This window comes from Streptomyces sp. NPDC091377 (assembly GCF_044757045.1).
GTDB lineage: Bacteria > Actinomycetota > Actinomycetes > Streptomycetales > Streptomycetaceae > Streptomyces.
The window spans coordinates 325,111-349,837 of sequence record NZ_JBIVUE010000005.1; the positions used below are offsets into that span (position 1 = coordinate 325,111).

Below are 24,727 nucleotides of genomic sequence, written 5' to 3' on the forward strand. Positions count from 1 at the left end.
GCCGATCACCGGGCCCTGCCTCCTCCCCTCCAGGTCGCCGACGACGACAAGCCGCCGGTGCTGCGGGCCTACCTCGAACGCTGGAAGTCGGAAGTGGGCGCGTTCTTCAAGGGAGTCGGCCCCGATTCCTCCGACGCGGAGCTTCGGCGGATCGCCCCGGACCATCCGGTCTTCCGGCTGACCTTCACCAGGACCCACTGAGCCGACAGGGCGGTCATCCGGAAGTGACCCGTCCGGCCAGGAGCCCGGCCGCCTCCTCGCGCGCCCGGGTGATCGCGTCCGGGAAGATCCGCAGCCCGTGGGCGACCAGGGCCCCCTCGTGCAGCAGCATCAGCGCGCGGGCCGTGTCCGGCTCCCCCACCAGGTCGGTGAAGAGCGCCAGCATCCATCGCTTCTGGGCGCTGATGACCGCGTAGGCCGGATGGGCGGGGTCGCTGATCTCGGCGTGCGCGTTGACCATGCTGCACCCCTTGGCGCCGTGCTTGGTCATCCAGTCCCGGGAGGCGTCGAAGACGGCGCACACGCGCGGCACGGTTCCCGTCACACCCTCCAGCCGCCGCGCCAGATACTCCCGCCAGCGCTCGTCCCGCGCGGCGAGGTACTCCACGACGATCTGCTCCTTCGAGCCGAACCGGTCGTAGAGCGTCTTCTTCGTCACCCCGGCCTCGGCGGCGATCAGATCCACCCCCACGGCGTGGATCCCGCGCTCGTAGAACAGCCGTGAGGCCGCGTCGAGCACCCGGTGTGCGCCGGGGGTCATGGTGATCCGTCTGATGCCCATGGCTCCAGAGTATACCGATCTGTATAGTCGCTGCGGTGAGCCAGGTAGACCGATCTGTCTAGTCACTCGGAGCGAACCATGGATCTCCTTCTGTCCGTCGCCTTCGTCCTGTGCTGGAGCTCGGGGTTCGTCGGCGCCAAACTCGGTACGGCGGAGGCCGGCGCCGTGACCCTGCTGATGTGGCGGTTCCTGCCGCTCGCCGTCCTCCTCGGCGCGGTCGCCGTGGTGCGCGCCCGGGCGTCCTGGCGCGGGCTCACCCCGCGCGACCTGGGACGCCAGGCGGTGATCGGCCTGCTCTCCCAGAGCGGCTACCTGCTGACCGTCTACTACGCCATCCAGCTCGGTGTCTCCAGCGGCACCACGGCCCTGATCGACGCCACCCAGCCGCTCGTCGCCGGGGCGCTCGCGGGGCCGTTGCTGCGGCAGTACGTCTCGGCCCGGCAGTGGCTCGGGCTGTGTCTGGGGCTCGGCGGGGTGGCCCTCGTCAGCACGGCCGACGCCTCCGCCGCCGACGGGGTCGCGTGGTGGGCGTACCTCGTCCCGTTCGCCGGGATGCTGTCCCTGGTGGCGGCCACCTTCCTCGAAGAGCGGTCCCGGACCCGGGTCACGCCGTTCGTCTCGCTCACCGTCCACTGCGCCACCAGCGCCGTCGTCTTCACGGGCGCCGCCCTCGCCACCGGCGCCGCCGCCCCGCCGGGCACGTCCTCCTTCTGGGTCGCGACCGTCTGGCTCGTCGTCCTGTCCACCTTCGGCGGCTACGGCCTGTACTGGCTGGTGCTACGGCGCTCCGGCGTCACCAAGGTCAACACGCTGATGTTCCTGATGGCACCGGTCACGGCCGTCTGGGGCGCGGCGATGTTCGACGAACCGTTCACCACCCGGACAGCCCTCGGGCTCGCCGCCGCCCTGGCCGCGGTGGTCGTCGTCAACGGGGCGGCCGGGGGCGGACGGAGGGCCGGGGGCCGGACGGTCACCGGGACGGGGGCCGCGGCCTCTGCGGGCGGAAGCATGCCCATGTCGGGGAGCACGTCCATGTCCGGGCGCATGCCCACGCCCGGGTGCACGTCCACAGCCGGACACAAGCCCACACCCGGGAGCACGTCGGCGCCCGAGGGCAAGCCCACGTCCGGGGCGGCGGCGCAGTCGCCCGTCTGTGCGCAGCCGTACCGGAGGGCGTGACCACCGCCCAGCCGCGCCTCCGGTCGGCGGAGGGGGCGCCCCGCGCCCGTCAGTCCCGGGACCCCGGACCCTCCGGCGACTCCGACTCCGACTCCGACTCCGACTCCGAATCCGGCTGCGCCTGGGAGTTCGGCCTCGGGCTCGACTTCGCGTCCGGGTCGGGTTTCGCGTCCGGGTCGGCGTCCGGCTTGCGCGTCTGCTGTTCGGGCTCCGACTCCGCCGCCCGGCGGTCCAGCATGGCCAGGCCGCGCTGGGCGATCGGGCGGCTGCGGACGAGTTCGCCCAGGGTGGTCGAGCCGCGCGTGATGTCCATGAACGCCCTCCAGGCCGGGCGGAACCCGGTCAGGGCCGCGTGGAACAGCCCGGGACGCCGCTCGAAGATCCGCAGCATCCGCTTGCCGACGGCCATCTCCACACCGAGGCCGGCCTTGACGGCGAAGGCGTAGTTGAGGGCCTGGCGGCGGGTGTCGACGGCGTCGTGGGCCTCCGCGATACGGACCGCCCACTCCCCCGCGAGCCGACCGGAGCGCAGCGCGAACGAGATGCCCTCGCGGGTCCACGGCTCCAGCAGCCCCGCCGCGTCCCCGCACACCAGCACCCGGCCGCGCGAGAGCGGCGAGTCGTCGGCGCGGCACCGGGTCAGATGGCCGGAGGAGATGCTCGGCTCGAAGCCGGCCAGACCGAGCCGTCCGACGAAGTCCTCCAGATAGCGCTTGGTGGCGGATCCCTCGCCGCGCGCGGAGATGACCCCGACCGTGAGGGTGTTGCCCTTGGGGAAGACCCAGCCGTAACTGCCGGGCATCGGCCCCCAGTCGATGAGGACCCGGCCCTTCCAGTCCTCGGCGACCGTGTCCGGCACCGGGATCTCCGACTCCAGGCCGAGGTCGACCTGCTCCAGCTTGACGCCGACGTGCGCCCCTATCCGGCTGGCACTGCCGTCCGCGCCGACCACGGCCCGCGCCAGCAGCGTCTCCCCGCCCTGGAGGACGACGGCCACCGTGCGGCGATCGGGTACGGCCGAGCCGTGCTGCTCCACCCGGGTCACCGTGGCCCCGGTGCGCAGTTCGGCGCCCGCCTTCTGCGCGTGCTCGACCAGTTGCTGATCGAATTCGGGCCGGTTGATCAGACCGAACAGCATCTGCTTGGAGCGGCGCGTCCGTGTGTACCGCCCGTTGTGAGAGAAAGTGACCGCTTGCACCCGGTCCCGCAGCGGCAGCTCGAAGCCCGGGGGCAGCGAGTCGCGCGAGGGGCCGATGATGCCGCCGCCGCACGTCTTGTACCGGGGCAGTTCGGCTTTCTCCAGCACCAGTACGCGCCGCCCCGCGACCGCCGCCGCGTACGCCGCCGACGCACCCGCCGGCCCCGCGCCCACCACAACGACGTCCCACACCTGCCGCACGTCGTCCGCCGAAGAGTTCTCGCTGCTCACGATGGTCTACTGCTCCCGATCCGCCGCCTGCCGACTGTCCCCCGCATCCTACGGCCGTGACGCCGCAGGCCCTTGTGGGAGGATCGGCTCCGTATGCGCCCCGCACGAGGACGCGCCTACACCCGCGCGGTCATCAGTACGCAAAAGCGTTGCTTGTCCGTGCGCGCAACCTTGCACCAAATGGCACAGAAGTCACAGACAACACTTCGCGGTGTCCGCTGACCGCGCAGACCCGTTCACAGAAGTACAACGTCGCACCTACGAGGAGCGTGCCCATGTCGTCGAATCCGCTGGCCGAAACCATCGCCTCGCTGTTGCCCAGGGCGAAGGCGGAGCTCACCGAGCTGGTGGCCTTCAAGTCGGTGGCGGACTTCGACCAGTTCCCGCGGAGCGAGAGCGAGGGTGCGGCGCGCTGGGTCGCGGACGCGCTCACCGCCGAGGGCTTCCAGGACGTCGCCCTGCTCGACACCCCGGACGGCACCCAGTCGGTCTACGGCTTCCTGCCGGGCCCCGAGGGCGCCAGGACGGTGCTGCTGTACGCGCACTACGATGTGCAGCCGCCGCTGGACGAGGCCGCCTGGACCACCCCGCCCTTCGCGCTGACCGAGCGCGACGGCCGCTGGTACGGGCGCGGTGCCGCGGACTGCAAGGGCGGGGTGCTCATGCATCTGCTGGCGCTGCGCGCGCTGAAGGCCGACGGCGGGGTCCCGGTCCATGTCAAGGTGATCGTCGAGGGCTCCGAGGAGCAGGGCACCGGCGGTCTTGAGCGGTACGCCGAGCAGCACCCGGACCTGCTCACCGCCGACACGATCGTGATCGGCGACGCCGGGAACTTCCGCGTCGGCCTGCCGACCGTCACCACCACGCTGCGCGGCATGACCCTGGTCCGCGTCCGGGTCGACACCCTCGAAGGCAATCTCCACTCCGGCCAGTTCGGCGGCGCCGCCCCGGACGCCCTGGCCGCGCTGATCCGCGTCCTGGACTCGCTGCGCGCGGAGGACGGCTCGACCACCGTCGACGGGCTGGACGGGGTGAGCGGCTGGGAGGGGCTCCAGTACGAGGAGGAGCAGTTCCGCAAGGACGCCAAGGTGCTGGAGGGCGTGGAGCTGATCGGCTCCGGCACGGTCGCCGACCGGATCTGGGCGCGGCCGGCGGTCACGGTCATCGGTATCGACTGCCCGCCGGTCGTCGGTGCCACCCCGTCCGTGCAGGCGGGCGCGCGGGCGCTGGTGAGTCTGCGGGTGCCGCCGGGGGTCGACGCGGCCGAGGCGACCAAGCTGCTCCAGGTCCATCTGGAGGCCCGCACGCCGTGGGGTGCCCGGGTGTCCACGGAGCAGGTCGGCCAGGGCCAGCCGTTCCGCGCCGACCCGACCAGCCCGGCGTACCAGGCGATGGCCGACGCCATGGCGGTCGCCTATCCGGGCCAGGAGATGCAGTACGCCGGACAGGGCGGCTCCATCCCGCTGTGCAACACCCTCGCCGCGCTCTATCCCGAGGCCGAGATCCTCCTCATCGGGCTGAGCGAGCCGGAGGCCCAGATCCACGCCGTCGACGAGAGCGTGTCGCCGCGGGAGTTGGAGCGCCTGTCGGTGGCGGAGGCGCTGTTCCTGCGCAACTACGCGGCGGGCTGACCGGATCGGGGCGCCCCGGGGGCGGAGCCGTACGCGGGCCGGTGAGGGCCCCGGCCGCGGTACTTGCCGGGCGCCCTGGCCGTCGTACTCCCGCCGTGGTTCTTTCACTCTTCCGCCGACGCCGAAAGGGTGTCAGGTGGGGCCTCAGCTTCTCGTCCCCACCGGCACGCCGGCCTCCAGGTACAGCGTGGCGCCGCGCTCGCGGGCGCGCAGGGCCCAGCGCAGACGTTCGTAGCGCACCGGCGGGAGCAGTCGGGCGGCCTCCTCCTCCGTGACGAAACGGCAGTCGCGGAGTTCGGGTCCCGGGAGCATCAGCCGGGCGGCCTCGGTGGAGTCGAGCGAGCCGCCGTCGAAGAGGAGGCGCAGCCCGCCGTAGCCGGGGGGTGCGGGCGGCTCCCAGTCGACCACGAGCAGCCGGGGCAGTGCGTCGAGGTGGACGCCGGTCTCCTCGGCGACCTCGCGGACCCCGGCGCGGGCGGGGGCCTCGCCGGGTTCCACGACACCGCCGGGAAACTCCCAGCCGGGCTTGTACGTGGGGTCGACCAGCAGGACGCGGTCCTGTTCGTCGAAGAGCAGGACCCCGGAGGCCACGGTCTCGGCGGTGGGTTCCGGGGTCTGCACGATCTCGCAGGCGGGCGCGGTCCCCGAGCCGACGGCGTCGGCGATCCGGACGGCGGTCTCGTAGGGGGTGAGGGTGCCGTTGTCGACCGGGTGCGCGTCGGTGGCGAGCCAGTTGGCGAGGGCCGCCTTGAACGGTTCGATGTGGTCGTACGACCACTGCCGGACGCGTATCTCGCCGTCCGGCAGTTCGGGCGGGACCTCCCGGTGGGCGATCCGCTCACGCAGGATCGTTTCGGCCGGGGCGAGCAGCAGATGTCGGACACCGATCCGGCGGGCGGCGAGTCCGCCGAAGATCTCGTCGCGGTAGTCCTGACGCAGCAGGGTCATGGGCACCACGAGCGTGCCGCCGAGTTCGGCGAGCAGGGCGGCGGCGGTGTCGATCACCAGTCGGCGCCAGATCGGTAGGTCCTGGTGGTCGCCGACCTCGGCGAGGTGCTTGGCGGGCAGCAGATGAGGGAGCGCGCCGCCGATGACCTCGGGGTCGAAGAGCGTGCTGTTCGGGATCAGCTCGATCAGTTCCCGTGCGGTGGTGGTCTTGCCCGCACCGAACGCGCCGTTGATCCAGACGACGGTCACAGGTCCCCCTCTTCTGTTGGCCCCCTGTGGCTTGCCCGCTCCACCCTGCCACGGAAACCAGCCGCAGTTGAGGGCGGGTGGAAGCACCGCGGCGCCGGACCCCCGGGCGTACGGGGTCCGGCGCCGCGGCGCTCGTTCGGGCTCGCGCCCCTCACTCGCTCCGGCCACCACCGCTGCTCTGGCTGTTGCCGCCGAGGGCGTTCTCCTCCATGGCGAAGCTGTCGCTGGCGAGCGTCTTGTCCACGGCGCTGAGGGTGCCGTTCACATCGAGTTCGGTCAGTTCGTCGCCGAGGCCGTGGGACGGGGTGATCGCGGCGACGACGAAGCCGGTGGCGAGGGAGGCGATGGCGAGCATGCTGCGCTTCTTCATGCCCGGAACAACTCCGTCGGCGGCCCCGGGGTCACGGCCCGAGAGCCGGACGGGTGGACCCGATCGGCCGCGCCGCGCCGACCGGAGAGTCCCGGCGTCGGTGGATGCGCCGGTCACCGCGCGGGCGAGGGCCACGGCCGGCCCGGGAAGAAGCCGGCGCCTGGGACGTCGGCGCCTGGGACTCGGTGCCTCGGACGTCGGCACCTGGACTCGGTGCCACTCGGTGCCATGGACGTGCGCGATGGACCTGCGCGACGGACGTGCGCCATGGACGTGCGCGATGGACCTGCGCGACGGACGTGCGCCATGGACGTGCGCCATGGACCTGCGCGATCGCCTCGGTGAACCCCGGTTCGCCGAGGCGGCGTTCCCTCTTCCTTCCGCGGGCTCACACCCCCGCCGTGGTCGGGTCGCCCTTGCGGGCCAGCGCCGCCGCAGCCGCCCCGACCAGCCCCGCGTCGGTGCCCATCTGGGCCGGTACGACCGTCAGGCGGCGGGCGAAGGAGAGGGTGGCGTAGGCGGCGAGGGCCTTGCGGAGGGGGTCGAGCAGGACCGGGCCCGCCTTGCCCACCCCGCCGCCCACGACGGCGATGTCGATCTCCACCAGGGTCGCGGTGGCGGCGATCCCGGCGGCCAGGGCCTGCGCGGCGCGCTCGAAGGAGGCGACGGCGACCGGATCGCCCGCGCGCGCGGCGTCGGCCACGGCGGCGGCGGAGGTGTCACCGTCGGGGCCGGGGCGCCAGCCGCCCTCCAGCGCGCGGCGGGCGATGTTGGGCCCACTGGCGATCCGCTCGACACAGCCGCGCGAGCCGCACGGGCACGGGTCGCCGTCGAGATCGACGCTGATGTGGCCGATGTGCCCGGCGTTCCCGGTCGGCCCCGGATGCAGTCGGCCGTTGAGGACGAGTCCGCCGCCGACCCCCGTGGAGACCACCATGCACAGCGCGTTGTCGTGCCCGCGCGCCGCGCCGTGCCAGTGCTCGGCGGCGGCGATCGCGACCCCGTCGCCGATGAGTTCGACGGGCAGCCCGCCCGCCGCCTCCTGGACACCCCGGACCAGTGGGTAGTCCCGCCAGCCCGGCACATTGACCGGGCTCACGGTCCCGGCCGTCGCGTCGACCGGACCCGCGCTGCCGATGCCGAGGGCGTCGACGCGGCCCCACAGCGGGGAGGCGGTGAGTTCCCGGACCACCTCCGTGACGGCGGCCATCACGGTGTCGCCGTCCTCTTGCGCCGGCGTCGGGCGCTGCGCCCGCTTCTGGATCGTGCCGTGGCCGTCCACCAGCGCTCCGGCGATCTTGGTGCCGCCGATGTCGAGCGCTGCCACGAGGTCGGTGTGCATCTGAGTCGGTACTCCCCGTCAACCATGTCGGGCTCCCCGCCGTCGCGGGGAGAGGGCAGGACGGTCCTGCGGTGGGGCGCTCGGGCCGAAGATTGCGTGGAACAGTCTCTCGCGCTTCTGACAACGTTGTCCAGGCTCTATGCTCGTCGCCAACATCCTCATACGACCCGATACACCGGTGTATCCCCGTGGACCACAGGACAGGACACTCCATCGTGCCCGAAACGCACCGCCGCGCAGACGGACTTCCCATGAGCCGTTACGGCAACCGGCCCACGATGAAGGACGTGGCGGCCCGCGCCGGGGTCGGTCTGAAGACCGTCTCGCGGGTCGTCAACGGGGAGCCCGGGGTGACGCCCGAGACCGAGCGGCGTGTGCAGGAGGCCATCGACGCCCTGGGGTTCCGGCGCAACGACAGCGCGCGCGTGCTGCGCAAGGGCCGCACCGCGAGCATCGGTCTGGTGCTGGAGGATCTCGCCGACCCGTTCTACGGACCGCTCAGCCGGGCCGTGGAGGAAGTGGCCCGCGCGCACGGGGCGCTGCTCATCAACGGTTCCAGCGCCGAGGATCCCGACCGGGAGCAGGAACTGGCGCTGGCGTTGTGCGCGCGGCGGGTGGACGGTCTGGTGGTGATCCCGGCCGGGGACGACCACCGCTACCTGGAGCCGGAGATCCGGGCGGGCGTGGCCACGGTGTTCGTGGACCGGCCGCCGGGGAAGATCGACGTCGACACCGTACTGTCGGACAGTTTCGGCGGGGCCCGTGGCGGTGTGGCGCATCTGATCGCGCACGGCCATCGGCGGATCGGCTTCATCGGTGACCGGCCGCGCATCCACACCGCCGCGGAGCGGCTGCGCGGTTACCGGACCGCCATGGAGGACGCGGGGATACCCGTCGCGGACGGCTGGATGTCCCTGGGGGTCACGGATCCGGAGCGGGTGCGGCGGGCGGCCGAGGCGATGCTGACCGGTACCGACCCGGTCACCGCGATCTTCGCGGGCAACAACCGGGTGACGGTCACCGTGATCCGGGTGCTCGCTGAGCAGACCCGGCCGGTGGCCCTCGTCGGTTTCGACGACATCGAACTCGGCGATCTGCTCCGTCCGGGTGTCACGGTCGTCGCCCAGGACGCCGCGGCGCTGGGCCGTACGGCCGCCGAGCGGCTCTTCCGGCAGTTGGACGGCAGCCTGATCACTCCCGAGCGCCTCGAACTGCCGACCCGGCTGATCACCCGCGGCTCGGGGGAACTGCCCCCGGTGGACTGAGGGAAGACACGATGGACGGCACCGACGGCAACGAGGAGGAACCGGGCGTACCCACCGCCTCCGACGGGACCTCAGGGCGCGGGACTGCGCCCTCGGCGGAGCACGGCGGGGCGGCGGAGCCATCCGGCGGGGTCTCGGACGAGCGCGGCGGGACGCCGGAGCCGCCCGGCGGGACCCCGGCCGCACATGACGTCACGCCCGAGCCACCCGGCCGGGCCGGCCAAAACCACGGCGGAGCCCTGGAGCCGACCGGCGGAACCCCGGCGGAGCACCACGGGGCCCGGATGCCAACCGGCGAGACCTCGAAGGAGCCCCACGCGACCCCGGAGCCAACCGGTGGACCCCGCAAGGAGCATGGCGGAACCTCGGCGCACCCCGGCGGGCCCCGCAAGGAGCAACACACACCCCCGGGGGAACCCGGTGGGACAGCCTCGGCGGAGCACGGCGGGGCCGGGGAGGGGCTGGGCGGCGGGGCCGGGGAGGTGCGCGGCGGGGCGGCGGAGCCATCCGGCGGGGTCTCGGACGAGCGCGGCGGGTCGTCGGAGCCGCCCGGCAGGACTCTGGTGGAGTTGGGGCTTGCCGGGGTGCCTCGGGATCGGCCGTTGGGGTATCCGGGGGTTTGGCCGCGGGGATCGGGGTTGCTGGTGGGTGACCGGATGCTGCCGTTGGAGCGGCTCGTGCATCCGGACCGCACCCCCGTTCTGGCCGTCGGGTCCAATGCCTGTCCCGGCCAGCTCCGTGCCAAGTTCGCCGAGTCCGGGATCACGGCGCCGATGCCGCTGGTACGGGTGCGGGTGACCGGGATCGACGTCGGGGTGTCCGCGCACATCAGCCGGATGGGATATGTCAGCGCCTCCCCGTTCGCGGCGCCGGGCACCGTGCGTGAGCTGTTCCTGACCTGGCCGGACGCCGGGCAACTCGCGGTCGTGGACGCCAGCGAGGGCGTCCCGCTGCCGTACGGCAACTACCGTCGGGCCTGGCTGCCCGCGCCGGAGGTGCGGATCGAGTTGGAGGACGGCCGTACGCTCCCGGGCGCGTTCGTCTACGTCAATCGGCGCGGCGTCCTGCACGACGGCACCGGCGCGCCCCGCCGCCATGGCGACCAGCGCGCCCTGCTGACCGCGCTCCTGACCGAGCTGCCCCGGTTGCGGGAGCTGTGCGGGGACACCCCGGAGGAGTTCTGCGCGCGGGTGCGCTCCGATCCGGCGCTGGGCGCGCGCGGTACGGCGCTGTTCGCGGAGGAGGGGCTGGTCGTGCCGTCGGGTCTGGAGCGGTACGTGGGCGGTCGGCGGACCGTGGGGCGCGGGGCCGGGGCGCCGTGGCCTCCCCCCTGACCGGTCCCGTCCCGCCCCGGGGGCGCCGCCTCCGCGTTCCGGGGTCAGATGACGCCCTGTGCCAGCATCGCGTCGGCGACCCGTTCGAAGCCCGCGATGTTCGCGCCGGTCACATAGTCGCCGGGGGCGCCGTAGCGGGCGGCGGTCTCGTGGCAGGTGGCGTGGATGTCGTTCATGATCTGCGTCAGCTCGTCCTCGACGCGCTCCGCCGGCCACGAGGTACGGGCGTGGTTCTGGGCCATCTCCAGCGCGCTGACCGCGACGCCGCCCGCGTTGGCCGCCTTGCCGGGGCCGAAGGAAACGCCCGCCTGCTGGAACAGGTGCACGGCGGCGGGGGTCGTCGGCATGTTGGCGCCCTCGGAGACCGCCTTCACCCCGTTGCGGATCAGCGTGGCGGCGGCGTTCTCGTCCAGTTCGTTCTGGGTGGCCGACGGCAGGGCGACATCGGCGGGGACCTCCCAGACACGGCCGCCGGGCACGAAGCGGGCGGAGGCGCCGCGGCGTTCGGCGTAGGTGCCGACGCGGGCCCGCTCGACCTCCTTGACCTGCTTGAGCAGTTCCAGGTCGATGCCCTTCTCGTCCACGACGTACCCGGAGGAGTCCGAGCAGGTGACGGGGTTCGCGCCGAGGGCGCGCAGCTTCTCGACGGTGTGGATCTCGACGTTCCCGGAGCCCGACACCACCGCCGTCTGGCCCTCCAGGTCCTCGCCGCGCTCGCGCAGCATCGCGGCGGCGAACAGGACGTTGCCGTAGCCGGTCGCCTCCGGGCGGATCAGCGAGCCGCCCCAGCCCTGGCCCTTGCCGGTGAGGACTCCGGCCTCCCAGCGGTTGGTGATGCGCCGGTACTGGCCGAAGAGGTAGCCGATCTCCCGGCCGCCGACGCCGATGTCACCGGCCGGTACGTCGGTGTGCTCGCCGATGTGCCGGTACAGCTCCGTCATGAAGGACTGGCAGAACCGCATGACCTCGGCGTCGCTGCGTCCGTGCGGGTCGAAGTCGCTGCCGCCCTTGCCGCCGCCGATGCCGAGACCGGTCAGCGCGTTCTTGAAGATCTGCTCGAAGCCCAGGAACTTGATGACGCCGAGATCGACCGACGCGTGGAAGCGCAGCCCGCCCTTGTACGGGCCGAGCGCGCTGTTGAACTCGACGCGGAAGCCCCGGTTGACCTGCACCCGCCCGCGGTCGTCCTGCCACGGCACCCGGAACACGATCTGCCGCTCGGGCTCGCACAGCCGCTCCACGAGCCCCGCCTCGGCGTACTCGGGACGGGCCACGAGCACCGGCGCCAGCGTCTCCAGGACCTCCTGGGCGGCCTGGTGGAACTCGGGCTGAGCGGGATTGCGCTGCTCGATCCCGGCGAGCAGGGCACCGAGCTTGGTCCGCATGTCGGATCGCGTCGTCACGAGGGGCCTTTCTGGCGCGGCGGTCACCGGATCCCGGGCAGGTGCGGCCCGCCCGGGATCCGGTCCGTCGATGAGCGCTCGGCGGCGTCGCCGCGCGCGGTGCACGATAAGTGTGACGTGCAGGTAAACATCTTGACCAGCACATCGGCCCGCGCGGCCCGCTGAAGAGTGGCTTCTCAGCCGCCGGACGCCGACAGGTCGCCGCGGCGGGGTACCGCGAAGCCCTCCAGCGCGGCCCGGTCGAGGCCGGTCCGTGCGGTCACCTCGGGGAGGTCGAGGGCGCCGCAGTCCAGGCCGCGCAGCAGGTGGCCGCTGAGGGCCTTGGCGGTGGCGGGCTCGTCCATGACGTCCCCGGCGGTGCGGCTGACGTAGCGGGCGAGGCGGGCGGCGGCCGGTTCGAAGCTCTCGCGGTAGAAGGCGAACACGGCGGCGTAGCGGGTGGGGAGGTGTCCGGGGTGCATGTCCCAGCCCTGGTAGTAGGCGCGGGCCAGGGCGCGGCGGGTGAGGCGGTGGTGGAGGCGCCAGGCGTCGTGGACCTGCTCGGTGGTGCCGACGGGCAGGACGTTGGTGGAGCCGTCCGAGACACGGACGCCGGTGCCGGCGGCGGCGACCTGCATGACGGCCTTGGCGTGGTCGGCGGCCGGGTGGTCACTGGCCTGGTGGGCGGCGGAGACGCCGAGGCAGGCGCTGTAGTCGAAGGTGCCGTAGTGCAGTCCGGTGGCCCGGCCCCCGGCGGCCTCGATCATCCGGGCGACGGTGGCGGTGCCGTCGGAGGCGAGGATGGCCTGGCTGGTCTCGATCTGGATCTCGAAGCCGAGTCGGCCGGGCTCCAGGGCGTGTGCCTCCTCGAACGCGTCCAGCAGCCGGGCCATGGCGGTGACCTGCTCGGGGTAGGTCACCTTGGGCAGGGTGAGCACGAGCCCGTCCGGCAGCCCGCCGGACTCGATCAGGCCGGTGAGGAAGATGTCGAGGGTGCGGATGCCGCGGTCGCGGACGGGTGCCTCCATGCACTTCATACGGATACCCATGTACGGGGCCGCGGTGCCGTCGGCGTACGCCTCGGCGATCAGCCGGGCCGCTCGGGCGGCGGCCTCGTCCTCCTCGGCGTCGGGGCGGGGGCCGTAGCCGTCCTCGAAGTCGACCCGGACGTCTTCCACCGGCTCGTGTTCCAGTTTGGCCCGTACGCGGGTGTGGACGGGTTCGGCGAGCGACTCGTCCAGTCCGAGGACGGCGGCGAAGGCGGCGGCGTCCGGGGCGTGTTCGTCCAGGGCGGCGAGCGCCCGGTCGCCCCAGGAGCGGAGGGTGTCGGCGGCGAAGATGTCGCCGGGGACGTAGACGGTGTGGACGGGTTGGCGGGTGCCGGGGTCTCCGGGGTAGCGGCGCTCCAGTTCGGCGTCGACCGGCGCGAGGGAGGCGCTGACGGCCTCGCTCACGGCGCCCGCGAGGCTCGTGGACACCCGTTCCTGCCGGTCCTGACCCATTCGGCTCCTCCAGCCTTCCGCGCTTGCGTACTCCGTACCCCGCGCTTCGTACCCGCGCTTCGTCCCCTGCGCTTCCGTTCTTCCGCGCTTCTGTACTTCCGCACGGTGAAATCAACATTCTGTTGAAGGAAACTATCTGTCGCCCCTCCGCCGGTCAACACCCCTTCGACCCCCGTCACTCCACCGCTCATGGAGGCCCGCTCCCGTCCCGCACGGCGGTACGACCTCCCGGAACCCAGTGAAGGAGCACCCGTGCCGCACCACCGCCGCGTCACCCGCCGTCTCGGTCTGAAGACCGCGCTCGCCGCCACGGTCGCCGGCTCCCTCTCCGGCACCGCGCCGTCGGCGAACGCCGCCCGCGCCGAGGAGCGGACGGAGGGCCGTCTGGAGGTGATGACCTTCAACCTGCGCTACGCGAGCACCGCCGAACCCCACAGCTGGGCGGTGCGCAGACCCGTCACCCGGGCCCTGCTGCGCCGCGAGCGCCCGCATCTCATCGGCACCCAGGAGGGCCTGTACCAGCAGCTCCGCGACATCGAGAGCGACCTCGGCCCCGCCTACGACTGGATCGGCACCGGCCGCGCGGGCGGCAGCCGCGACGAGTTCATGGCCCTCTACTACGACACCCGGCGCCTCGCCCCGCTGGAGTACGACCACTTCTGGCTCTCCGACACCCCGGACGTGATCGGCTCCAACACCTGGGGCGGCGGCTCCATCCGGATGGCCACCTGGGTGCGCTTCCGAGATCTCGGCGACGGCGGCCGGGAGTTCTACGCCCTCGACACCCACCTCGACAACAGCAGCCCGAACGCCCGCGCCCGCGCCGCCGCGCTGATCGTCGAGCGGCTGGGCACCCTCGACCCGTCCCTCCCGCTGCTGATGACGGGCGACTTCAACGTGCCCGCGCACCGGAGCCCCGTCCACGGCACGCTCCTGGCGGCCGGTCTCACGGACGCCTGGGACAGCGCCGCCGAGCGCGGCCCGGCGTACGGCACCTTCCACGGCTACCGGCCGCTGAAGCCGGACGGCGACCGCATCGACTGGATCCTCACCACACCCGGGGTGACGGCCCATCGCGCGGTCATGAACACCTTCTCGCTGGGCGGCCAGTTCCCCAGCGACCATCTGCCCGTGCAGGCCACCCTGACCCTCGGCTGAGTCCTCGGCCGAGCCCTCGGCCGGACACCGGGTCGGACACCGGGTCGGGCACGGCGAGGCCCCCGTGACCGGTCGCCGGTCGCGGGGGCCTCGTACGGAACGGAAGCGGGATCAGCCCTTGCGGGTCTTGATCTCCTCGGTGAGCTGCGGGACGACGTCGAAGAGGTCGCCGACGACGCCGTAGTCCACCAGCTCGAAGATCGGGGCCTCGGCGTCCTTGTTGACGGCGACGATGGTCTTCGAGGTCTGCATGCCCGCCCGGTGCTGGATCGCGCCGGAGATGCCGGCGGCGATGTACAGCTGGGGGGAGACGGACTTGCCGGTCTGGCCGACCTGGTTGGTGTGCGGGTACCAGCCCGCGTCCACCGCCGCGCGCGACGCGCCCACCGCGGCGCCCAGCTCGTCGGCGAGGGACTCGATGACCGCGAAGTTCTCGGCGCCGTTGACGCCCCGGCCGCCGGAGACGACGATCGCGGCCTCGGTCAGCTCCGGACGGCCGGTCGACTCGCGCGGGGTGCGCGCGGTGACCTTGGTGCCTGTGGCCTGCTCCGAGAAGGACACGGCGAGCGCCTCGGCGGTGCCCGCGGCGGGCGCGGCCTCGACAGCGACGCTGTTGGGCTTGACCGTGATGACGGGAGTGCCCTTGGCGACCCGGGACTTGGTGGTGTAGGCGGCGGCGAACACCGACTGGGTGGCCACCGGACCCTCGTCGCCGGCCTCCACGTCGATGGCGTCGGTGATGATGCCGGAACCGATGCGCAGCGCGAGGCGGGCGGCGATCTCCTTGCCCTCGGCGGAGGACGGCACGAGCACGGCGGCCGGGGAGACGGCCTCGTGGGCGGCCTGGAGGGCGTCCACCTTCGGGACGACGAGGTAGTCGGCGTACTCGGCGGCGTCGTCGGTGAGGACCTTGACCGCGCCGTGCTCGGCCAGCGTCGCGGCGGTGTCGGCCGCGCCGTTGCCGAGGGCGACGGCGACCGGGTCGCCGATGCGGCGGGCCAGGGTGAGCAGCTCCAGGGTGGGCTTGCGGACGGCGCCGTCCACGTGGTCGACGTAGACGAGAACTTCAGCCATGGGACTTCTTCTCTCCTGCTTGCGAAGGGGGCGGGACGGTCGGCGCACACCCGCCGGGCGGCGGCTCGCGCCGGGGGGCGGCTACGCGCCGAGTGCCGGGCCTCAGACGAACTTCTGGCCCGCGAGGAACTCGGCGAGCTGCTTGCCGCCCTCGCCCTCGTCCTTGACGATCGTGCCCGCGGTACGGGCCGGACGCTCGGTGGCGGAGGCCACGGCGGTGTACGCGTTGTCCAGACCGACCTCGTCCTCGTCGATGTCCAGGTCCGACAGGTCCCAGGACTCGACCGGCTTCTTCTTCGCCGCCATGATGCCCTTGAACGACGGGTAACGGGCCTCGCCGGACTGGTCGGTGACGGACACGACCGCCGGGAGGGAGGCTTCGAGCTGCTCGGAGGCGGCGTCGCCGTCGCGGCGGCCGGTGACCTTGCCGTCCTCGACGGAGACCTCGGACAGCAGGGTGACCTGGGGAACGCCGAGGCGCTCGGCGAGCAGGGCCGGGACGACGCCCATGGTGCCGTCGGTGGAGGCCATGCCGGAGACGACCAGGTCGTAGCCGGCCTTCTCGATCGCCTTGGCCAGGACCAGGGAGGTGCCGATCGCGTCGGTGCCGTGCAGGTCGTCGTCCTCGACGTGGATCGCCTTGTCCGCGCCCATCGACAGCGCCTTGCGCAGCGCGTCCTTGGCGTCCTCGGGGCCGACCGTGAGCACGGTGACCTCGACGTCGTCGTCGGAGTTCTCGGAGATCCGCAGGGCCTGCTCGACCGCGTACTCGTCCAGTTCGGAGAGCAGCCCGTCCACGTCCTCGCGGTCGACGGTCAGGTCATCGGCGAAGTGCCGGTCGCCAGTGGCGTCGGGCACGTACTTCACGGTGACAACGATCCTCAAGCTCACGCCGGCTCTCCTACTGCAATCGACATTTCTCGGCTGCCTTCCAGCAGGCAGCATAGGCGCCCGTGGCGGCCGATCCCGGCCGGGGCGACCCGCGCTCCGACCACGATATTACTCGTCAGTACATCCAGTTCATGCCCACTGAGCAAGCGCTTTGAACTGTGACCTTCGCAACGCAGCGTAACCGGAACTCGACGGTCCCGCAGGCGTGGGCTCCCCCCGGGACCAGGCTGGCGATCATTGCCCCATACAGTCAAGCGCGTCCCTGTATATGGGAGGTGGCTCACCGCGGCGGAGTGATCCGCCGACGCGCCACCCGACCTGCCCTCCCGCGGCCGGCGTTCCCGCCCGCGGAGCGCTCGCTCCCGGCGTCGCGCCGTCAGACCGCCTCGCCCAGCGCGGCCAGCACCTCCGCCTTGCGCGGCTGCCCGGTGGCCCGTCGTACGACCCGCCCGTCCGCGTCGAGCACCAGCACCGTGGGGGTCTTGAGGATGTCCAGCGCGCGGACGAGGTCCAGGTGCGCCTCGGCGTCGATCTCGATGTGGGTGACGCCGGGCACCAGGTCCGCCACCTCCCCGAGGATCCGGCGGGTCGCCCGGCAGGGGGCGCAGAAGGCGCTGGAGAACTGTACGAGGGTGGCCCGCTCCCCCAGTTCCCCGCCCAGTTCGGCGGCGCCGAGCCGCTTGTCCTCGTCCCGCCCGCGCACGCGCACTCTCCCGCTCCGCCGCCGGTGCAGCACTCCGTAGGCACTCGCCGCGGCGAGCACCCCCAGGCACACCAGTAGTCCGGTCATCGGCGGGTTCAGCGTTCACGAGACCGCAAAGATTCCCGGGGCCGCGGGGCGGGTGCGCTGCGGAATGCTGGCTCCATGGACATCGATGTGAGGGGGCCGCGGTTCGGGGCGGCCGTGACCGCGGTGGTGCTGGCGGTCGTACTGGTCACCGGGAGCGGGTGGTTGCTGGCGTGGCAGACCCTGGCGTTCGCGCTCGGCGCGGCGGGCGGGGTGCGCCGGGCGCCCTACGGCTGGGTGTTCCGGCGGTTCGTGGCGCCGCGGCTCGCACCGCCGACCGCGTTCGAGCCGCCGGAGCCGCCCCGGTTCGCGCAGGCCGTCGGGTTCGGCTTCGCGACGGTCGGCCTCGCCGGGTTCGCGCTGGGGCCGGGATGGCTGGGGCTCGCGGCGACGGGGGCGGCGCTCGCGGCGGCCTTCCTGAACGCCGTGTTCGGGTACTGCCTGGGCTGCGAGATGTATCCGCTGCTGCGCCGGGTCGCGGTGCGCGCGCGGTGAACCACGCAGGTGAAACCTGGCGGTGACGTGACGAGGATTACGCCGGGGACGGGCACCAGGGCTGGCTCCGCGTTCGTTCTTCGGGCACCATCTGCGAGATGCCGTAAAACCTACGGCTGCGTAGCTTTCCCGCCGGGAATCCCTTCCCAGGCAGAGCAGGAAGGGTCCGTCCAGCCCATGGCAGAGCTTGTGTACCGCCCCGCCGTCGGTCTCGCCCTCACGTTGTTCAAGGCGTGGGATCTGAAGATCGACTGCAAGGGATCGGAGAACATCCCGCGGTCGGGCGGTGCCGTTCTGGTCAGCAATCACATCAGTTACCTGGACTTCATCTTCAACGGTCTGGCGGCGCTGCCGCAGAAACGCCTGGTGCGTTTCATGGCCAAGGACTCGGTGTTCCGGCACCGGATCTCCGGGCCGCTGATGCGCGGGATGAAGCACATCCCGGTGGACCGCAAGAACGGCGAGCTGGCCTACCAGCACGCGCTGGACTCGCTGCGTTCGGGTGAGATCGTCGGGGTCTTCCCGGAGGCCACCATCTCGCCGTCCTTCACGCTGAAGAGCTTCAAGTCGGGTGCCGCGCGGCTCGCGCAGGACGCGGGTGTGCCGATGATCCCGATGGCGGTGTGGGGGACCCAGCGGCTGTGGACCAAGGGCCACCCGCGCAACTTCAAGCGCAGCCACATCCCGGTGACCGTCCGCGTCGGGGAGCCGATGGAGGCTTCGCGCGAGGAGTACGCGGGGGCGATCACCCGCCGGCTGCGCGGGCGGGTGCAGGAGCTGCTGGAGGCGGCGCAGCGCGCCTATCCGGTGCGGCCGAAGAACGCCGAGGACACCTGGTGGGTCCCCGCCCACCTCGGCGGCACGGCCCCGACCCCGGAAGCGGTCCGCGCCGCCGAGTCACGCTGACGGCCACGGGCCGGACGCCCTCCCGCTCCGGCGGGTCGGGCTGACGAGCCTACGACGGACGGCCCAGGTCGGCCGGGCTCGCTGACCGTCGTACGGTGGGCGGCCCGGGACCGCTCGGGCCCGCTGGCGGACCGTAGGGCGGTCGGCGGGTGGGCCGGTGGGTCAGTGGGTGCGGGCTCCGAGGGTGATCCGTGCGCCGGGGCTGAACTTCTCCAGCAGTGCGGCGAGTTCCTCCGCCGCCGTCTCCGCCTCGGCGACGGGCATCGGGGCGAGGCTCTCCAGCAGGAAGATGCCGGAGGTGGTCTCCTCGCCGAGCCGGGTGCGCGGGCCCTGGCGCCAGTTCCAGCGGCGGCAGGTGACGCCGAGGTCGTCGCGCCACACCACCTCGCCCGGGTCCGGGTGTTCGACGGTCTCCGCTCCGCCGGAGACGGTCACGAAGTCCTCGTCGCCGCGCGCGACCACCAGCCGCATCCCGCCCGCGATCCGGTCGATGTCCTCGCCGCCGACCGGGATCAGATGGGCCACGCTGATGGCGTTGTAGAGGTCCACCAGGAGGTTGATCCGGGGCAGCCCGGCCTCGGTCAGGGCTCGCTTGGCGAGTGCCTCGGCCGAGTTGCGGGTGCGGGAGGGCTTGGCGCCGAACGCGGTGTACGCCGTACGCCAGGCGGCCATGTGCGGGTCCTCGTGCGGGGCGCGGCCGGCCAGCCGGGCGGCGAGTCGCTCGGCGGCCTCGTCCAGCAGCGCCGAACTGGCGTCGGTGCTGGGCCCGTTGACGAGTCCGTGGGCCTCGACGGTGACGGGGGTGAAGCCGGGGGCGAGGGCGCGGACCTCGTCGGACACGGTCAGGGAGAACGTCATGGCTGCCTTCAGAGTGCGGTGGGGAGCGTCTTCCAGAGGTGGGGCCGGTCCGGAGCGGCTCTCAGCGCGTCCAGAACGGCCGGGTGCGGTTCAGCGTACAGGACCGGATAGTCCACCTCGCTGGACTGCGGGTCGACGGGGAAGGCCAGCCGTTCGCCGTCCAGGGAGAACCGCGCGTCCACTCCGGGCTTGTTGCCGCGCGGGTCCTGCCGGTGCCAGGCCCCGTCGAACCGCACCGCGACCAGCCCGTGGACGACATGGCCGCCGCCGTCGTCGTGGAGCAGCCGCTGGTAGCACAGGGCGGTGGGGATGCCCTCGGCGCGCAGCAGGGCGGCGAGGGCGTGGGCCTTGGCGTAGCAGATGCCGGTGCGCCGCTCCAGGACGTCGGAGGCCCGCCAGGTGACCCGCGGGTCCCCGCTGTCGGCGGAGTGCGGCACGGTGTCGCGTACGAACTCGAAGGCGGCCCGCGCATAGGCATACGAGCCGGTGACTCCCCGGGCGATCTCGGCCGCCGTCCGCCGCACCAAAGGGTGTTCATGGTCGATGACCTCGTCCGAGGCCAGATAGGCGGAGAGGTCGTCGGTGTTCTGGATCAGCCGCATGCCCGCAGAGCATAGGAACGCGACCACCCGAATGTCTATGCATTTTCGGGTGGCCGCATACCTATGCAACACATTCCGGTACTCGGCCGAAGAGCGGTCGGCCCGTGCTAGCGGGCCATCTCCTCCTTCAGCGCCGCGAGGAAGGTGTCGACGTCCTCCTCGGTGGTGTCGAAGGCGCACATCCAGCGCACGTCACCGGCGGCCTCGTCCCAGAAGTAGAAGCGGAACCGCTCCTGGAGCCGGACCGTCACCGCGTGCGGCAGCCGGGCGAAGACCGCGTTGGACTGCACCGGGTGGAGCACTTCCACGCCGTGCACGGCCCGCACGCCCTGGGCGAGCCGCTGGGCCATCTCGTTGGAGTGGCGGGCGTTGCGCAGCCACAGGTCCCGGGCGAGCAGGGCCTCCAGTTGCACGGAGACGAACCGCATCTTGGAGGCGAGCTGCATGGACAGCTTGCGCAGATGCTTCATATGGCTGACGGCGTCCTGGTTCAGCACCACGACCGCCTCGCCGAACAGCGCCCCGTTCTTGGTCCCGCCGAGGGAGAGCAGGTCGACCCCGGCGGCGTTGGTGAACGCCCGCATCGGGACGTCGAGAGAGGCCGCCGCGTTGGCGAGGCGGGAGCCGTCCAGGTGGACCTTCATCCCGTGCGCGTGGGCGTGCTCGCAGATCGCGCGGATCTCGTCGGGGGTGTAGACGGTGCCCAGCTCGGTGCTCTGGGCGATCGACACCACCTGCGGCATGGCACGGTGCTCGTCGTCCCAGCCGTACGCCTGCCGGTCGATCAGCTCGGGGGTGAGCTTGCCGTCGGGGGTGGGCACGGTGAGCAGCTTCAGACCGCCGACCCGCTCGGGCGCCCCGCACTCGTCCACGTGGATGTGGGCGCTCTCGGCGCAGATGACCGCGCCCCAGCGGTCGGTGACCGCCTGGAGGGCGACCACGTTGGCGCCGGTGCCGTTGAAGACCGGGAATGCCTCTGCCCCGGCCCCGAAGTGGCTGCGTATGAGGGTCTGGAGGTGCCCGGTGTAGTCGTCCTCGCCGTAGGCGACCTGATGGCCGCCGTTGGCGAGGGCCAGGGCGGCGAGCACCTCCGGGTGGGCCCCGGCGTAGTTGTCGCTGGCGAAGCCGCGGACCTCCGGGTCGTGATGACGGCGCGCGTCGGTCTTCGGGGGGTTCACGGCTTCTCGGTCAGCCACAGACGGCGTCCGTTCACTTCGGTGGCGGGCTTGTCCCAGACGCCGGCGACGGCGTCGGCCAGGTCCTGGACGTCGGTGAAGCCCGCGAACTTCGCGTGGGGGCGTTCGGCGCGCATCGCGTCGTGCACCAGCGCCTTCACCACCAGGATGGCAGCGGCGGAGGTCGGTCCCTGCTCGCCCCCCGCCTTCTGGAAGTAGTCGCCGAGGGCGAGGGTCCACGCCTCGGCGGCGGCCTTGGCGGCGGCGTAGGCCGCGTTCCCGGCGGTCGGCTTGCTGGCGCCGGCGGCGCTGATCAGCACATACCGGCCGCGGTCGCTGCGCTGGATCGCCTCGTGGAAGGCCAGCGAGGTGTTCTGGACCGTGCGGATCAGCAGCAGTTCCAGGAAGTCCCAGTCGTCGAGCCGGGTCTTGGTGAAGGTCTCGCTGCCGCGCCAGCCGCCGACGAGATGGACCAGGCCGTCGACCCGGCCGAAGTCCTTCTCGATGCGGTCGGCCCAGTCCTGCGCCGACTTCCGGTCGAGCAGGTCGACGGTGTCCCCGACGACGGTGGCGCCGCCGTGGGCGAAGCTGGCCGCGTCGACCGCCTCGGCCAGCCGCTCCGGGTCGTTGTCCGCGCCGACGACCGTCGCGCCGGCCTCGGCGAGCCGGAGCAGGGTGGCCCGTCCGGCGGGTCCGCCCGCACCGGCCACCGCGATCACGGCTCCGCTGAGCGCCCCGTTCCCCATGTTCCTCGCCTCCTGAGCAGCCTGTGCAGTGTGCAGCGCGTGGTCGCTCACGCGGCGACGCGCTCGGCGGTGTCCGCCGTGATGCCTCGGGTCGAGGCGATCACATTCTTCAGCTTCTTGGACAGGGCCTCATAGAACATGCTCAGCGGAAATTCGTCCGGAAGCACGTCATCGACCAGTTTGCGCGGCGGCAGGCTCAGGTCCAGGGCGTCGGGGCCCTTGGCCCAGGTGGAGCCCGGGTGCGGGGCGAGATAGGTGGCGACCAGTTCGTAGCCCTTGAACCAGTGGACGAGTTTGGGGCGGTCGATGCCCTCGCGGTACAGCGTCTCGATCTCGGCGCAGAGCTGGTTGGTGATCTCCGGGGCCCGCTCCCAGTCGATCGACAGCCGGTTGTCGGTCCAGCGCACGACCTCGTGCCGGTGCAGGTAGGCGAAGAGGAGCTGACCGCCGAGCCCGTCGTAGTTGCGGACCCGCTCACCGGTGACCGGGAAGCGGAACATCCGGTCGAAGAGGACCGCGTACTGCACGTCACGGGCCTGCGGGACGCCCTCCCGGGCGAGCTGCACGGCCTCCTTGAAGGCGGTGAGGTCGCAGCGCAGCTCCTCCAGGCCGTACATCCAGAACGGCTGGCGCTGCTTGATCATGAACGGGTCGAACGGCAGGTCGCCGTGGCTGTGGGTGCGGTCGTGGACCATGTCCCAGAGCACGAACGCCGCTTCGCTGCGCTTCTGGTCGTGGACCATCGCGGCGATGTCCTCGGGCAGTTCCAGGCCCAGGATGTCGACGGCGGCGGCGGTCACCCGGCGGAACCGGGCGGCCTCGCGGTCGCAGAAGATGCCGCCCCAGGAGAACCGCTCGGGCGCCTCGCGCACGGCGATGGTCTCGGGGAAGAGGACGGCGGAGTTGGTGTCGTAGCCGGCCGTGAAGTCCTCGAAGGTGATGCCGCAGAACAGCGGGTTGTCGTACCGGGTGCGCTCCAGTTCGGCCAGCCAGTCGGGCCAGACCATCTTCAGCACGACCGCTTCGAGGTTGCGGTCGGGGTTGCCGTTCTGGGTGTACATGGGGAAGACGACCAGGTGCTGGAGGCCGTCGCGGCGGTCGGCCGCGGGCTGGAAGGCGAGCAGCGAGTCCAGGAAGTCGGGGACCTGGAAGCCGTCGGCCGCCCAGCGGCGCAGATCCTCGACAAGGGCCGTGTGGTAGGCGGCGTCGTGCGGGAGCAGCGGGGCGAGCGCCCGGACCGCGTCGACCACCTCGGCCACGGCACGCTCGGCGTCCGCGGCGGCGGGGGCGTCCTCGGCGGTGAAGTCGATCGAGCCGTCCTTCGCCTGCCAGACCCGGATCCGCTCGACGGCGTCCTTGAGCGCGGGCCACGCGGGTTGTTCGACCACCTTGTGTCCGACCACCTTGGGCACGGAAGGAACCTCCCCCTCGCTCGTCAGCTGCTCAAGAATTTCCGTCATGTCCCATCCTCCACGGGAGAACCTTGCGTAGAGACACCGTATGCGTACGGGGTTTCTTCCAGCAAGGGGAGGCTCGGGAAATCATCCTGTGAACACCCGATGATCGCCGTGTTTTTTCCTGCGAGACGGGGGTACGGCGGAATCTGGTGCACCCACGCCGGGTGGGGTCGCGAGCGTGGCCCGCGCGGGAGGTCCGGCGGTTCGTTCGAGCGTGCGGGACCCGCCGGTGCCGTAGCGCACGTCCCGCGCCGGGGACCACCCCCCGGGCGGTGGATCCGCAACGTAAGCGGGGGGCCATCTCACCTCCCGGCCACTAAAGTGCGGAACTCGGAACCATCGGAACCAACCGTGCGGACGCCCGCCGTCCGCTCGGCCGCCTGCCCGTACGACGGAAGCGAGCCGGATCTTGAACTTCCTCACCATCGGACACCGCGGAATCATGGGAGTCGAGCCCGAGAACACCCTGCGTTCCTTCGTCGCCGCCGAGCACGCCGGGCTCGATGTCATCGAGCTGGACCTGCATCTGAGCAAGGACGGCGCGCTGGTCGTCCTGCACGACGAGGACGTGGACCGCACGACCGACGGCACCGGACCGGTCGCCGAGAAGACCCTCGCCGAACTGCGCACACTGGACGCCGGACGCGGGGAGCGCGTCCCGGTCTTCGAGGAGGTGCTGGACGCCGTACGCAGCCCGCTCCAGGTCGAGATCAAGGACACCGCGGCGGCCCGGGCGCTGGCCGAGGTGATCACGGAACGGAATCTGCTCGGGCGGGTGGAGGTGTCGTCCTTCCACGACGAGGCCGTCACCGAGATCGCCCGGCTGGTGCCGGGGGTGCGGACCGCGCTGATCGGCAGCCGCTACGGCACGGACATCGTGGAGCGGGCGGTACGGGCCGGCGCCTCGACCGTCTGCCTCAACATCCGCCGCCTCACCCTGGAGATCACCCAGCTCGCCCGCGAGGCCGATCTCCGGGTCATCGGCTGGGTCGTGAACACCCAGGACCACCTGCGGCTGGTCCGGGCGCTGGAACTGGACGGCGCCACCACCGACCACCCGGAGATCAAACGGACGGGCCGCTTCACTGCCTGACCCTTCCGGGCCCCCTTCCCGTCACGGCTTCTTCCCGTCACGGCTGCGTCCCGTCACGGCTTCGTCCCGTGAC

23 protein-coding genes and 1 pseudogene are annotated in these 24,727 nt (G+C 72.2%); 9 read left to right on the top strand and 15 right to left on the bottom strand.

Annotated elements, in window-relative coordinates:
- Window positions 1-30 precede the first annotated feature (30 nt).
- Window positions 31-201: pseudogene (locus ACIQNG_RS13915) on the top strand (deazaflavin-dependent nitroreductase); the annotation flags it as partial.
- 13 nt (window positions 202-214) lie between these two features.
- On the opposite strand, the gene ACIQNG_RS13920 reads toward ACIQNG_RS13915, so the two are convergent.
- Window positions 215-760 (bottom strand): TetR/AcrR family transcriptional regulator, encoded by a 546-nt coding sequence (locus ACIQNG_RS13920; RefSeq protein WP_401485107.1) that lies wholly within the window; start codon window positions 758-760, stop codon window positions 215-217.
- 99 nt (window positions 761-859) lie between these two features.
- Between ACIQNG_RS13920 and ACIQNG_RS13925 the strand changes: the two genes are divergently transcribed.
- Window positions 860-1,960, top strand: coding sequence for a DMT family transporter (locus tag ACIQNG_RS13925; RefSeq protein WP_401484861.1), 1,101 nt, complete (start codon window positions 860-862; stop codon window positions 1,958-1,960).
- Between the two features lie 49 nt (window positions 1,961-2,009).
- Here ACIQNG_RS13925 and ACIQNG_RS13930 read toward each other — a convergent pair whose 3' ends face one another.
- Window positions 2,010-3,389: a geranylgeranyl reductase family protein gene (locus ACIQNG_RS13930; protein ID WP_401484863.1), complete on the bottom strand. Its 1,380-nt coding sequence runs from the start codon at window positions 3,387-3,389 to the stop codon at window positions 2,010-2,012.
- Between the two features lie 275 nt (window positions 3,390-3,664).
- On the opposite strand from ACIQNG_RS13930, the gene ACIQNG_RS13935 reads away from it, so the two are divergent.
- Entirely contained in the window at window positions 3,665-5,020 is a 1,356-nt protein-coding gene (locus ACIQNG_RS13935; protein WP_401484865.1) for a dipeptidase, read from the top strand.
- A gap of 144 nt (window positions 5,021-5,164) precedes the next feature.
- Here ACIQNG_RS13935 and ACIQNG_RS13940 read toward each other — a convergent pair whose 3' ends face one another.
- The 3 genes from ACIQNG_RS13940 to ACIQNG_RS13950 form a co-directional block, all read right to left on the bottom strand.
- The gene (locus ACIQNG_RS13940; protein WP_401484867.1) at window positions 5,165-6,217 is read right to left on the bottom strand and encodes an NUDIX domain-containing protein; all 1,053 of its coding nucleotides are present in this window, start codon (window positions 6,215-6,217) and stop codon (window positions 5,165-5,167) included.
- Window positions 6,218-6,368: 151 nt separating this feature from the next.
- Window positions 6,369-6,587 carry a hypothetical protein gene (locus ACIQNG_RS13945; protein ID WP_401430745.1) on the bottom strand — a complete coding sequence of 73 codons (219 nt, stop codon included), beginning with the start codon at window positions 6,585-6,587 and terminating at the stop codon, window positions 6,369-6,371.
- Window positions 6,588-6,975: 388 nt separating this feature from the next.
- Window positions 6,976-7,929 carry an ROK family protein gene (locus ACIQNG_RS13950; protein ID WP_401484869.1) on the bottom strand — a complete coding sequence of 318 codons (954 nt, stop codon included), beginning with the start codon at window positions 7,927-7,929 and terminating at the stop codon, window positions 6,976-6,978.
- A 215-nt stretch (window positions 7,930-8,144) separates the two neighbouring features.
- Here ACIQNG_RS13950 and ACIQNG_RS13955 point away from each other — a divergent pair, with 215 nt between their 5' ends.
- Together ACIQNG_RS13955 and ACIQNG_RS13960 are read left to right on the top strand one after the other, a co-directional pair.
- Window positions 8,145-9,194 carry a LacI family DNA-binding transcriptional regulator gene (locus ACIQNG_RS13955; protein ID WP_401484871.1) on the top strand — a complete coding sequence of 350 codons (1,050 nt, stop codon included), beginning with the start codon at window positions 8,145-8,147 and terminating at the stop codon, window positions 9,192-9,194.
- A gap of 638 nt (window positions 9,195-9,832) precedes the next feature.
- Window positions 9,833-10,528 carry a hypothetical protein gene (locus ACIQNG_RS13960; protein ID WP_401484873.1) on the top strand — a complete coding sequence of 232 codons (696 nt, stop codon included), beginning with the start codon at window positions 9,833-9,835 and terminating at the stop codon, window positions 10,526-10,528.
- Between the two features lie 44 nt (window positions 10,529-10,572).
- Here the strand turns inward: ACIQNG_RS13960 and gdhA are convergent, their stop codons facing one another.
- Window positions 10,573-11,913 (bottom strand): NADP-specific glutamate dehydrogenase, encoded by a 1,341-nt coding sequence (gdhA, locus tag ACIQNG_RS13965; RefSeq protein ID WP_401485109.1) that lies wholly within the window; start codon window positions 11,911-11,913, stop codon window positions 10,573-10,575.
- A 194-nt stretch (window positions 11,914-12,107) separates the two neighbouring features.
- Complete coding sequence (locus ACIQNG_RS13970; RefSeq protein WP_401484875.1) at window positions 12,108-13,412, bottom strand: DUF6986 family protein; 1,305 nt, start codon at window positions 13,410-13,412, stop codon at window positions 12,108-12,110.
- A gap of 252 nt (window positions 13,413-13,664) precedes the next feature.
- Between ACIQNG_RS13970 and ACIQNG_RS13975 the strand changes: the two genes are divergently transcribed.
- A complete protein-coding gene (locus ACIQNG_RS13975) occupies window positions 13,665-14,570 on the top strand; it encodes an endonuclease/exonuclease/phosphatase family protein (protein ID WP_401484877.1) in 906 nt (301 codons plus the stop codon).
- A gap of 111 nt (window positions 14,571-14,681) precedes the next feature.
- Here the strand turns inward: ACIQNG_RS13975 and ACIQNG_RS13980 are convergent, their stop codons facing one another.
- The 3 genes from ACIQNG_RS13980 to ACIQNG_RS13990 form a co-directional block, all read right to left on the bottom strand.
- Window positions 14,682-15,644: an electron transfer flavoprotein subunit alpha/FixB family protein gene (locus ACIQNG_RS13980; protein WP_401484879.1), complete on the bottom strand. Its 963-nt coding sequence runs from the start codon at window positions 15,642-15,644 to the stop codon at window positions 14,682-14,684.
- A 102-nt stretch (window positions 15,645-15,746) separates the two neighbouring features.
- Window positions 15,747-16,535: an electron transfer flavoprotein subunit beta/FixA family protein gene (locus ACIQNG_RS13985; protein WP_401430759.1), complete on the bottom strand. Its 789-nt coding sequence runs from the start codon at window positions 16,533-16,535 to the stop codon at window positions 15,747-15,749.
- Window positions 16,536-16,911: 376 nt separating this feature from the next.
- Window positions 16,912-17,325: a thioredoxin family protein gene (locus tag ACIQNG_RS13990; RefSeq protein WP_401430761.1), complete on the bottom strand. Its 414-nt coding sequence runs from the start codon at window positions 17,323-17,325 to the stop codon at window positions 16,912-16,914.
- 75 nt (window positions 17,326-17,400) lie between these two features.
- Between ACIQNG_RS13990 and ACIQNG_RS13995 the strand changes: the two genes are divergently transcribed.
- Both ACIQNG_RS13995 and ACIQNG_RS14000 read left to right on the top strand, forming a co-directional pair.
- Window positions 17,401-17,817, top strand: coding sequence for a DUF4395 domain-containing protein (locus ACIQNG_RS13995; protein WP_401484882.1), 417 nt, complete (start codon window positions 17,401-17,403; stop codon window positions 17,815-17,817).
- A 177-nt stretch (window positions 17,818-17,994) separates the two neighbouring features.
- Window positions 17,995-18,723: a lysophospholipid acyltransferase family protein gene (locus ACIQNG_RS14000; RefSeq protein ID WP_401484884.1), complete on the top strand. Its 729-nt coding sequence runs from the start codon at window positions 17,995-17,997 to the stop codon at window positions 18,721-18,723.
- Between the two features lie 162 nt (window positions 18,724-18,885).
- Here ACIQNG_RS14000 and ACIQNG_RS14005 read toward each other — a convergent pair whose 3' ends face one another.
- The 5 genes from ACIQNG_RS14005 to ACIQNG_RS14025 all read right to left on the bottom strand — a co-directional run bounded on the left by ACIQNG_RS14005 (window position 18,886) and on the right by ACIQNG_RS14025 (window position 23,564).
- Complete coding sequence (locus ACIQNG_RS14005; protein WP_401430767.1) at window positions 18,886-19,581, bottom strand: B3/4 domain-containing protein; 696 nt, start codon at window positions 19,579-19,581, stop codon at window positions 18,886-18,888.
- Window positions 19,582-19,589: 8 nt separating this feature from the next.
- A complete protein-coding gene (locus tag ACIQNG_RS14010; RefSeq protein ID WP_401484886.1) occupies window positions 19,590-20,183 on the bottom strand; it encodes a transglutaminase domain-containing protein in 594 nt (197 codons plus the stop codon).
- Window positions 20,184-20,290: 107 nt separating this feature from the next.
- Window positions 20,291-21,361, bottom strand: coding sequence for a threonine aldolase family protein (locus ACIQNG_RS14015; RefSeq protein ID WP_401430771.1), 1,071 nt, complete (start codon window positions 21,359-21,361; stop codon window positions 20,291-20,293).
- Window positions 21,358-22,104 carry an SDR family NAD(P)-dependent oxidoreductase gene (locus ACIQNG_RS14020; RefSeq protein WP_401430773.1) on the bottom strand — a complete coding sequence of 249 codons (747 nt, stop codon included), beginning with the start codon at window positions 22,102-22,104 and terminating at the stop codon, window positions 21,358-21,360. The genes ACIQNG_RS14015 and ACIQNG_RS14020 overlap by 4 nt, the downstream gene beginning before the upstream one ends.
- A gap of 47 nt (window positions 22,105-22,151) precedes the next feature.
- Entirely contained in the window at window positions 22,152-23,564 is a 1,413-nt protein-coding gene (locus ACIQNG_RS14025) for a DUF6421 family protein (protein ID WP_401484889.1), read from the bottom strand.
- A 406-nt stretch (window positions 23,565-23,970) separates the two neighbouring features.
- Between ACIQNG_RS14025 and ACIQNG_RS14030 the strand changes: the two genes are divergently transcribed.
- Entirely contained in the window at window positions 23,971-24,654 is a 684-nt protein-coding gene (locus tag ACIQNG_RS14030) for a glycerophosphodiester phosphodiesterase (protein WP_401430777.1), read from the top strand.
- The last annotated feature ends 73 nt before the right edge of the window (window positions 24,655-24,727 follow it).

What these genes read in the sequence shown, in the direction of transcription:
- ACIQNG_RS13920 (WP_401485107.1), bottom strand. Translation starts at nt 760, where the DNA reads ATGACCCCCGGCGCACACCGGGTGCTCGACGCGGCCTCACGGCTGTTC.
- ACIQNG_RS13925 (WP_401484861.1), top strand. Translation starts at nt 860, where the DNA reads ATGGATCTCCTTCTGTCCGTCGCCTTCGTCCTGTGCTGGAGCTCGGGG.
- ACIQNG_RS13935 (WP_401484865.1), top strand. Translation starts at nt 3,665, where the DNA reads ATGTCGTCGAATCCGCTGGCCGAAACCATCGCCTCGCTGTTGCCCAGG.
- ACIQNG_RS13945 (WP_401430745.1), bottom strand. Translation starts at nt 6,587, where the DNA reads ATGAAGAAGCGCAGCATGCTCGCCATCGCCTCCCTCGCCACCGGCTTC.
- ACIQNG_RS13950 (WP_401484869.1), bottom strand. Translation starts at nt 7,929, where the DNA reads ATGCACACCGACCTCGTGGCAGCGCTCGACATCGGCGGCACCAAGATC.
- gdhA (WP_401485109.1), bottom strand. Translation starts at nt 11,913, where the DNA reads ATGCGGACCAAGCTCGGTGCCCTGCTCGCCGGGATCGAGCAGCGCAAT.
- ACIQNG_RS13970 (WP_401484875.1), bottom strand. Translation starts at nt 13,412, where the DNA reads ATGGGTCAGGACCGGCAGGAACGGGTGTCCACGAGCCTCGCGGGCGCC.
- ACIQNG_RS13980 (WP_401484879.1), bottom strand. Translation starts at nt 15,644, where the DNA reads ATGGCTGAAGTTCTCGTCTACGTCGACCACGTGGACGGCGCCGTCCGC.
- ACIQNG_RS13990 (WP_401430761.1), bottom strand. Translation starts at nt 17,325, where the DNA reads ATGACCGGACTACTGGTGTGCCTGGGGGTGCTCGCCGCGGCGAGTGCC.
- ACIQNG_RS13995 (WP_401484882.1), top strand. Translation starts at nt 17,401, where the DNA reads ATGGACATCGATGTGAGGGGGCCGCGGTTCGGGGCGGCCGTGACCGCG.
- ACIQNG_RS14000 (WP_401484884.1), top strand. Translation starts at nt 17,995, where the DNA reads ATGGCAGAGCTTGTGTACCGCCCCGCCGTCGGTCTCGCCCTCACGTTG.
- ACIQNG_RS14005 (WP_401430767.1), bottom strand. Translation starts at nt 19,581, where the DNA reads ATGACGTTCTCCCTGACCGTGTCCGACGAGGTCCGCGCCCTCGCCCCC.
- ACIQNG_RS14010 (WP_401484886.1), bottom strand. Translation starts at nt 20,183, where the DNA reads ATGCGGCTGATCCAGAACACCGACGACCTCTCCGCCTATCTGGCCTCG.
- ACIQNG_RS14020 (WP_401430773.1), bottom strand. Translation starts at nt 22,104, where the DNA reads ATGGGGAACGGGGCGCTCAGCGGAGCCGTGATCGCGGTGGCCGGTGCG.
- ACIQNG_RS14025 (WP_401484889.1), bottom strand. Translation starts at nt 23,564, where the DNA reads ATGACGGAAATTCTTGAGCAGCTGACGAGCGAGGGGGAGGTTCCTTCC.